Origin of the sequence: Salinispora pacifica CNR114, assembly GCF_000514775.1 — a bacterium.
Classification (GTDB): domain Bacteria; phylum Actinomycetota; class Actinomycetes; order Mycobacteriales; family Micromonosporaceae; genus Micromonospora; species Micromonospora pacifica.
Genome location: NZ_AZWO01000041.1, coordinates 33621 through 42299 on the forward strand (window position 1 = coordinate 33621; position 8679 = coordinate 42299).

Genomic DNA, 8679 nt, shown 5'->3' on the forward strand with positions numbered 1-8679 from the left:
GTCAGCGGCTCCCCGGTGAGGCGATCGCCGCCCGCATGATCTGCCCGGCGATCCGCGCGGCCTCGGCGCTGCCGCCGTCGCCGGACTCCTCCAGCAGGACACAGACCGCGGAGACCGGGTTGCCGTCCTCGTCGAGTGCGAAGCCGATGAACCAACCGTGATCGGGAGTGTCCGGACCAGACTCCGCCGTGCCGGTCTTGCCGCCGACGGTGTAGCCACTGATCCGGGCGTTCCGGCCGGTGCCGTTCTGGACGACACTCTCCATCATCTCCCGCAGGTCGGCGGCGACCTGGTCACTGACCGGCTGGCGCAACTCGTCGGGCTCGGCGGTGTAGTAGTTGGTGGTGCGATCAGCACCGAGGATCTGACTGACCAGGTACGGACGCATCTGGCTGCCGTCGTTGGCGACCGTGGCGGCGATCAGAGCACCCTGGAGCGGCGTCATCCGGACATCCCGCTGGCCGATGGAGGACTGGGCGAGGGCAGCCTGGTCAACGCTGCCGTCGGGGTTCTCCATGCCGCCGGTCCGACTGGCCGCGACCGGTTCGCCATCCTCACCGAGCCGGCCGACGGTCAAGTCGTCCTGCTCGAAGCCGAACTGCCGGGCCTTCTCCTTGAGCGTGTCCGCGCCGAGGCGTACGCCGAGCTGGGCAAAGCCGGTGTTACACGACTCGGTCACCGCGTTCATCAGGGTGACCTCCTCCTCCGGACAGATGGAGGGGGCCGCGTTTTCGATCGGCTTGCCCGAGGTCGGCGGCGTCCAACTGGGCCCGGCGGGGATCTTCGTGTCCTGGGTGACACCGTTCTCGAGCGCGGCGGCGGCCGTCACGATCTTGAAGGTGGAGCCCGGCGGGAGCACCTCGCCGAGCGCCCGGTTCTTCAGCGGACCGTCCGGGTTCTGCTGCAGCTTGTTGTAGGCCGTCGTGGCCTCGTCCGAGTCGTGGCTGGCCAGTGGGTTCGGGTCGAAGCTCGGCATCGAGACCAGCGCCTGCACCGCCCCGGTACGCGGATCGAGGGCGATGGCCGCGCCCTTGCTGACCCCCGCACGGTTGTCCCGCAGCTGCTCGTACGCGACGTCCTGCGCCTGCTCGGAGATGGTGAGCAGGACGTTCGCGCCGGCGGTCTCGTCGCCGGTGACCAGGTCCCGCAGCCGGTCGCCGATCAGCTGGTCGCTGGTGCCGGCCAGGAACGCGTTCTCCGCCTCCTCGATGCCGGTGTCGGCCAGGTTGACCGGCTTGTAGCCGATCGCGTGGGCGTACTTCTCCCCGCCGGGATAGGTGCGCAGGTACTCCAGCTCCCCGTCGGTCTCCTTACTCACCGCGAACGCCGTACCGCCGGCCTCGATGTTGCCGCGCTTGCGCTCGTATTCGGCGACCTGGACCCGGCCGTTGTAGTCGCTGTTGCGGTAGTCGTCGGCCTTGTAGGCCTGAATCCAGTTCAGGTTCGCGAAGAGAAGCCCGAACAGGACCATCACGACGAGACCCACCCGGCGCAGTGGTGCGTTCACGGTCTGATCACCTCCGTCGGGGCACCGTGTAGCTGCTCCGGTGGGCCGCCCGTCGGTCGGGTCGACGGAGCGCCTCCGCCGGTCACCGGCCGGCGGGCAGCATCGGAGACCCGGAGCAGGATCGCGATGAGTAGCCAGTTCGCCATCAGTGACGAACCGCCGGCGGAGAGGAACGGCGTGGTCTGGCCGGTGAGCGGAATCAGACCGCTGATCCCGCCAACGATCACGAAGACCTGGAGCCCGAGGGTGAACGCCAGACCGCCGGCGAGCAGCTTGCCGAACGAGTCGTGAACCGCCAGTGCGGCGCGCAGCCCCCGCTCGACGATGAGCAGGTAGACCACCAGCAGGGCGGAGAGACCGAAGAGACCGATCTCCTCACCGAGGCCGGCGAAGATGAAGTCGTTCTGCACTTCGGGCAGCTTGAGCGGCTGGCCGGCGCCGGGCCCGGCGCCGAACATTCCTCCGCTACCAAGGGCGAGCAATCCCTGCACCAGCTGGTAGCCGTCGTTGTACGGGTCGGCGAACGGGTCCAGCCAGATGTTGGCCCGTAGGTAGAAGTTGGCGAACGGACCACCGACCACGTCGCCCAACACGTACGCCAGATAGGCGCCGCCGAAGAAGAGCACCAAGCCGATGAGGAGCCAGCTCACCCGTTCGGTGGCGATGTAGAGCGTCGCCACGAACATGCCGAAGTAGAGCAGGGAGGTGCCCAGGTCCTTCTCGAAGACCAGCACCAGGAGGCTGATCAGCCAGACCACCACGACCGGCCCGAGGTCCCGGCCCCGGGGGAGATCGACACCGAGAAACCGGCGACTGGCCAGGGAGAGGACCTCCCGCTTGCGCACCAGGTAGTACGCGAAGAAGGCGAGCAGCGCGAGCTTGGCGAACTCGCCGGGCTGGATGGAGAGACCACCGACCCGGATCCAGAGCTTCGCACCGTTGATCTCGGAAATGCTCCGCGGTAGCACCGCCGGGATCATCACCAGCACGATGCCGGCGAGACCCAGGGTGTACGCGTACCGAGAGATCGAGCGGTGGTCTCGGACGACAGCGAGCAGCCCGGCGGCGAGGGCGACCGAGATCAGTGTCCAGGCGAGTTGACGCCCGCCGGTGCCGGCGAAGGTCGCCAGTTCGGCACGCTCGGCCGGGGTGGCGCGGGCCAGGTCCAGCCGGTGCAGGAAGCCGACACCGAGGCCGTTAAGGAGGGCGACGGACGGCAACAGGGCCGGGTCGGCGAAGGGAGCCAGGAACCGGATCACCACGTGCAGGCCGAGGAAGACCGCGCTGAGCGCGGCGGCCGGCACCCAGAAGCTCGGCGTGACCGTGTCGAGCACGCTGGCTTCGACCATCGCCCCGTACGCGGCCACCAGCACCATGGCGAGTAACAGCAGCGACAGCTCGGCGTTACGCCGGGACCGGGCCAGCCGCACGCCGCTCTGCCCGCCCGTGGTCGTGGGCGGGGATGTCGACGTGGCCGCTACGGTCACTGAATGTCCTGACAGATCAAGCCGGCGCTCACTCGGGCGACCGGCAGGCGGCCGGATCAACAGCCGGCGGCGGGATGGCGGGCAAGGCGTCGGGCGAGGGGGTCGGTTCGGTCGGCTCGCCGGTTGCCGGCGTGCTCGGGGTGGCGGAGGCCGCCGGAGGTGTACTCGAAACGGTGGCCGGCGTTGACGCATCGAGCTCCCCGGTCGGGCTCGGCGCCGCTGGCGGGGTCGGACTGGGGCTCGGGGGACAGGTCGGCTTCAGGTTGGGATTGGTCGGAGTATCAGCGGTCAGCTCGGCGAGCCGGCGCTCCGCATCCGCCTCACTCTTGGCAGGGATGCCCTGTTTGACCTGTTCCTGTGCGGCGAGCGTGAGGTCGTCCAGCTCGGCGGAGCTGGTCGAGTGCACGGCAGAGAGGTCGATGCCGGCGATCTGACCCTCGACGCCACGGAACACCGCGACCTGGCCGCTCCCCGTGGCTCCGACGTAGTACTGCCGCTGGGTGTAGCTCCACCAACCGTAGAGCGTTCCGCCCAGCAGGACGAGCAGGGCGAGACTCATCGCCGCGAGGCGGATCGGCCGGCGGCGGCCGCGCTCCGGCTCGTCGTCCCCGGCAGTCGACTCGTCCGGCGGCTCCGGCGGCGCCCCGGAGAGCGCCGAGGCGCGGGCCGCGGGGGTGGAGTCATCGGCCGAGGTCGCCATGCCCCGGTCCCGGGAGGCGGCGCCACCGACGATCGGGCTCGCCTCGACGATGTCCTGGTCGGTCGCGTCGGCGATGATCACGGTGATGTTGTCCGGCCCGCCACCGCGCAGCGCGAGCTGGACCAACCGCTCCACGCAATGCTGCGGGTCGGCGTACTCCCGCATCGTCTCCACGATCGTCTCTGCGCTCACCACGCCCGAGAGACCGTCGCTACAGATCAGGTACCGGTCGCCGGCGAGGACCTGGCGCACCGAGTACTCCGCGTCGATGTCCCGGCCATCGAGGGCCCGGGTCAGCAGCGACCGCTGGGGGTGGCTGCTCGCCTCCTCGGCGCTGATCCGGCCCTCGTCAACAAGCATCTGGACGTACGTGTCGTCCTTGGTTATCTGGGCGAACTCGCCGGCACGCAGCAGGTAGGCACGAGAGTCGCCAATGTGCACCATGCCCAGCTTGCTGCCGGAGAAGAGGATCGCGGTGAGTGTCGTGCCCATCCCCTCCAGCTGCGGATTGGCGTCAACCGTCTCGCGTAGCTGTTGGGTGGCGTTGGTGACAGCCGAACGAAGGGCATCCACGAGGGCGTTACCCGGGACATCCTCGTCCAGCGGCGCCATGGCGCCGATGACAATGTTGCTGGCGACATCACCGGCGGCCATACCGCCCATACCGTCAGCGACGGCGAGCAGCCGTGGCCCGGCATAGACGGAGTCCTGGTTGCCGTCTCGGATCAGCCCGCGGTCGCTGTGGGCCGCATAGCGGAGGGTCAGAGTCATGGCCGTAATTCGAGTGAGGTGCGCCCGATGCGGATCGGCACGCCGAGGGGGACGGGGGTAGGTCCGGTGACCTTAGCGCGATCCAGGTAGGTGCCGTTAGTCGAGCCAAGGTCCTCAACGAACCACTGCCCGTCGCGGGGCACGAGCCGGGCGTGTCGCGCGGAGGCGTAATCGTCGGTAATCACGAGGGTGGAATCCTCAGCCCGACCGATTGTGATCTGCGCTTCACCGAGGGTAATGCGAGTGCCGGCCAGCTGGCCGGCGGTCACCACCAGCTGGCGGGCTGCCTTTCCCCGCTTCACCCGGGCCGGCTTACCGCCCTGACCAAGGACGGCTCCGACTCCCCGGGGGGCCGCTACCAGCCGGCCGGAGCGGGCACCCGCGAAGAGGTCCCGGCGGATCACCCCGACCACCGTGAAGACGAAAATCCACAGCAGGATCAGGAACCCGAACCGGGCAACGGTGACGACGAGTTCCGGCAAGGCGGATCAGCCATCCACGCGGAAGGTCAGGGTCGTGGTGCCGAGCTGGACCATGTCGCCGGGGTTCAAGGCAACCGCGGAGACCCGCTGACCGTTGACCATCGTGCCGTTGGTCGACCCGAGGTCGGTCAGCACGACCTGCCCACCATCAAAATCCAGCCGGGCGTGTCGCCGCGAGATGCCGACATCGGGTAGGCGCAGGGTGGCCTGGTCGCCGCGGCCGATCACGGTCGTCCCCAGCTGGAGCGGGTAGGTCCGCCCGTCACCGGAGACCAACCGCACGTTGGGGCCGCCACCCTGACCGGGCGGCGGGCCGTAGCCACCCCCCTGGTCGTACGCGGGGTAGGCCGGCGGGCCGGCGTCGTAACCCGGCGGGCCGGCGTCGTAGCCCGGCCCCGAAACCGGGGCGACCTCGCCGCCGGTATAGACCTCGGCGGTGACCCGGAACATGCCGGTGTCGAGCCCCTCCCCTCGTTCGACCTCGACGATCACATCGCCGTAGACCGTCCACGCCTGCTCGCCGATGAACTCCGCCTGCGACTGGGCCAGCTCCTGGGCCAGCGCGGCAGCGTACGGCGCCAGGCGACTGTGGTCGTATGGCGAGAGATCGATCACGTAGCGGTTGGGCACCAACGTGCGCCCACCGGCCAAAATCGCCTTGTGCGCCTCGGCCTCCCGCTGCATGGCGTTGAGGATCTCCACGGGGTGGACCACCCCTTTGAAGACCTTGGCGAAAGCCCCTTCGACCAGGCCTTCCAGACGCTTCTCAAAGCGTTGCAGCACGCTCACCGGCTCCTCCTCGGGTCCCGAGGACATGATGGTATCCGGCCGACGAGCGTGCAGCTCACACGCCGCTCGGCCGCGCTTGTCCCGGCCCGTTCGGCGGGCCGGTTCCGTCGTGCTAGTCTTTCGTCCGCCACAAACGGTGGCCTTCCTACGAGGGTAACCGTTGGTGGCAAGCGCGAGGAGCCACGTAGAATGTCCCGAGCCCGGCGGCGCAGCCGGAGGGCCGGACACCAGGTGTCTCCGGTTGAAGCCACGGGGAAGTGGCGGAATGGCAGACGCGCACGGTTCAGGTCCGTGTGCCCGAAAGGGCGTGGGGGTTCAACTCCCCCCTTCCCCACCAGACGAGGGCTCCGCAATAGCGGGGCCCTCGCGCCGTCTCGGGGCACGTCGTACGTCACGCTATGCTCCGATCGTTCTTGACTCCGACGGACCAGGAGTGACGTGTGAGTGTCGCATTCGTGACCGGATCGGGAGGTCTCATTGGTTCCGAAGCGGTCCGGCATTTCGCCGGCCTCGGTCTCGATGTCGTCGGAATTGACAATGACATGCGGCAGGAGTTCTTCGGCGCGGAGGCCTCGACCGCGTGGAACGTCCGACGGCTCACCGAGGAGCTGGGGGCCGCCTACTCGCACCAGAACATCGACATCCGCGACCGGGACGCCCTCGCGAAGCTCTTCCGCCGGTACGGCCGCGACACCGCCGTGGTGATCCACACCGCCGCACAGCCGTCGCACGACTGGGCCGTCCGCGACCCGTTCACCGACTTCGACGTCAACGCCGCCGGCACCCTCAATGTGCTGCAGAACGTCCGCGAGCACTGCGCCGAGGCACCGGTCATCCACTGCTCCACAAACAAGGTCTACGGCGACCGGCCGAACAGCCTGCCGCTGGTCGAGTTGGCGACCCGGTGGGAGATCGAGCCCGGGCACCCGTACGAACAGGGCATCCGGGAGGACATGTCGATCGACGCCTGCCTACACTCGATCTTCGGCGCCTCCAAGGTGGCGGCGGACGTGATGGTGCAGGAGTACGGCCGTTACTTCGACATGCGGACGGCCTGCTTCCGCGGTGGCACCCTGACCGGGCCCGCGCACGCCGCCACCGAGCTGCACGGTTTTCTCGGGTACGTGATGCGGGCCAACATGGAGCGCCGGAAATACAAGATCTTCGGATACCAGGGCAAGCAGGTCCGGGACGCGATTCACAGCTCGGACGTGGTCTCGGCATTCGAGTCGTTCTTCCGTGACCCGCGCTCCGCCGCCGTCTACAACCTGGGCGGCGGCCGGCACTCCAACACCTCGATGCGCGAGGCCTTCGCCCTGGCCCAGCAGATCACCGGGCAGGAGATGGACTCCGAGTACGTCGAGGCGAACCGAATCGGCGACCACAAGTGGTGGATCGGCTCGAACGAAGCCTTCCACGCCGACTACCCGGACTGGAAGCAGGTCTACGACGTGCCCATGATCATGCGGGAGATCTACGAGGCCAACGTCGACAAGTGGGTTCCGCAGTCATGACCCCCCGGTGCAAGCGGAACGTGCTCGGCGTCCTCATTGATGTCACCGACTACGCCACCGCCACCGAGACGGTCGTGACCGCGGCGCACGAGCGGCAACCGCTGGCGCTGACCGCCCTGGCCGTACACGGCGTGATGACCGGGGTGCTCGACCCCGCACACAATGCCCGGTTGAACTCGTTCGACGTGGTCACTCCGGATGGACAGCCGGTGCGCTGGGCGCTCAACGTGCTGCACCGGGCCGGGTTGACCGACCGGGTCTACGGCCCCACACTCACCCTGCATGTGTTGTCCCGCTTCGCCGACGAGGGCCTTCCGGTCTATCTCTACGGCTCCACCGAGGAGACGCTCGCAACGCTGGTGCCGGCACTGGAGCGAATGTTTCCCGCGCTGAAGCTCGCCGGGGTGGAGCCGTCCAAGTTCCGACCGGTGCAACCCGGCGAGGCGGTCGAGATCGCCGACCGGATTCGGGACAGCGGGGCCCGACTCGTCCTGATCGGGCTGGGCTGCCCGCGGCAGGAGATTTTCGCGTACGCCATGCGACCGCTGCTGGACATGCCGCTGATGGCGGTCGGTGCGGCCTTCGACTACCACGCGGGTCTGCTGCGGCAGCCGCCACCGTGGATGCAGCGGGCCGGCCTGGAGTGGCTTTGGCGACTCGGTCTGGAACCGAAGCGGCTCTGGCGTCGTTACCTGATCCTCAACCCGGCCTACCTGGCCCGGCTGGCCGCACAGAAGACCGGCCTGTGGAAGGCGGAGCCGCCGGAACCCGCCACCGACCAGCCCACCAGCTTCGCCGTCTGAGGGAGGATTCGACACGGCACGGGCCCCTCCCGGAGTCTTCGGAAAGGGCCCCGCCCGGCGAAATCAGATCAGACCGTCAGGGTCCAGGTGTCGATGTAGCCGATGTCCCCGCGGTAAATATCCTGGACCCGAAGGTTCCAGGTCCCCTCGGCCGCCTCGCTGGAGAGGTTCACCGTGTAGGTCTCGTTGACGTTGTCGGCGGAGTCGGAGAGGTTGTTGGTCTTCAGTCGGTAGGACGAGCCGTCCGGCGCGATCAGGTCGATGACGAGGTCACCCCGCCAGGTGTGGGGGATGTCCACCGCCACGGTCGAGGAGGCGGAGGCGTCCCGGTCGCAGCCGGCGATGGCGATCGAGCTGGTCACCGCGGAACCGGCGTCCGGAATCGCCACGTCGGTGTCGTTGGTGCCGGAGCAGCCCGGCGGCGGAGGCGGCGGCGTGGTGCCGCCGTCACCGACGTAGAGAAGCTTGTTCGGCGAGCCACTGCCCGGCGAGCCAATCGCGCCGTCGGTGGCGTTGTCGACCAGTGCGTCCCGAATCTGCTGCGGGGTGTACGACGGGTTGGCCGACAGGACCAGCGCCGCGGCACCCGCGACGTGCGGCGACGCCATCGACGTGCCGCTGATCGT

General features: G+C 68.7%; 8 protein-coding genes and 1 tRNA gene. 3 read left to right on the top strand and 6 right to left on the bottom strand.

Translation table 11 applies throughout. The annotated features are described in order from the left end of the window. Position 1: 1 nt before the first annotated feature. Genes B118_RS0121145 through B118_RS0121165 form a run of 5 tightly spaced genes read right to left on the bottom strand, consistent with a single transcriptional unit; the run spans position 2 to position 5763 of the window. Entirely contained in the window at positions 2 to 1507 is a 1506-nt protein-coding gene (locus B118_RS0121145; RefSeq protein WP_018221836.1) for a peptidoglycan D,D-transpeptidase FtsI family protein, read from the bottom strand. Beyond that, positions 1504 to 2994: an FtsW/RodA/SpoVE family cell cycle protein gene (locus tag B118_RS0121150; protein ID WP_026185548.1), complete on the bottom strand. Its 1491-nt coding sequence runs from the start codon at positions 2992 to 2994 to the stop codon at positions 1504 to 1506. Before B118_RS0121150 ends, B118_RS0121145 begins: the two co-directional genes overlap by 4 nt. 28 nt (positions 2995 to 3022) lie before the next feature. Next, positions 3023 to 4465 (bottom strand): PP2C family serine/threonine-protein phosphatase, encoded by a 1443-nt coding sequence (locus B118_RS0121155; RefSeq protein WP_028193379.1) that lies wholly within the window; start codon positions 4463 to 4465, stop codon positions 3023 to 3025. Continuing rightward, positions 4462 to 4947: an FHA domain-containing protein FhaB/FipA gene (locus tag B118_RS0121160; protein ID WP_018217829.1), complete on the bottom strand. Its 486-nt coding sequence runs from the start codon at positions 4945 to 4947 to the stop codon at positions 4462 to 4464. Before B118_RS0121160 ends, B118_RS0121155 begins: the two co-directional genes overlap by 4 nt. 6 nt (positions 4948 to 4953) lie before the next feature. Then, positions 4954 to 5763, bottom strand: a complete 810-nt coding sequence (locus B118_RS0121165; protein WP_018221839.1) for an FhaA domain-containing protein — start codon at positions 5761 to 5763, stop codon at positions 4954 to 4956. A 224-nt stretch (positions 5764 to 5987) separates the two neighbouring features. On the opposite strand from B118_RS0121165, the gene B118_RS0121170 reads away from it, so the two are divergent. The 3 genes from B118_RS0121170 to B118_RS0121180 all read left to right on the top strand — a co-directional run bounded on the left by B118_RS0121170 (position 5988) and on the right by B118_RS0121180 (position 8053). Further along, a tRNA-Leu gene (locus B118_RS0121170) sits at positions 5988 to 6073 on the top strand. A 103-nt stretch (positions 6074 to 6176) separates the two neighbouring features. Then, positions 6177 to 7250: an NAD-dependent epimerase/dehydratase family protein gene (locus B118_RS0121175; RefSeq protein ID WP_027658480.1), complete on the top strand. Its 1074-nt coding sequence runs from the start codon at positions 6177 to 6179 to the stop codon at positions 7248 to 7250. Next, positions 7247 to 8053 carry a WecB/TagA/CpsF family glycosyltransferase gene (locus B118_RS0121180; RefSeq protein WP_018221841.1) on the top strand — a complete coding sequence of 269 codons (807 nt, stop codon included), beginning with the start codon at positions 7247 to 7249 and terminating at the stop codon, positions 8051 to 8053. Before B118_RS0121175 ends, B118_RS0121180 begins: the two co-directional genes overlap by 4 nt. A gap of 68 nt (positions 8054 to 8121) precedes the next feature. Here B118_RS0121180 and B118_RS0121185 read toward each other — a convergent pair. Further along, the coding region (locus tag B118_RS0121185; RefSeq protein ID WP_018812742.1) for a proprotein convertase P-domain-containing protein at positions 8122 to 8679 on the bottom strand (558 nt) is incomplete at its 5' end.

Coding starts and splice junctions, on each gene's coding strand:
- B118_RS0121155 (WP_028193379.1), bottom strand. CDS start 4,465: ATGACTCTGACCCTCCGCTATGCGGCCCACAGCGACCGCGGGCTGATC.
- B118_RS0121165 (WP_018221839.1), bottom strand. CDS start 5,763: ATGTCCTCGGGACCCGAGGAGGAGCCGGTGAGCGTGCTGCAACGCTTT.
- B118_RS0121180 (WP_018221841.1), top strand. CDS start 7,247: ATGACCCCCCGGTGCAAGCGGAACGTGCTCGGCGTCCTCATTGATGTC.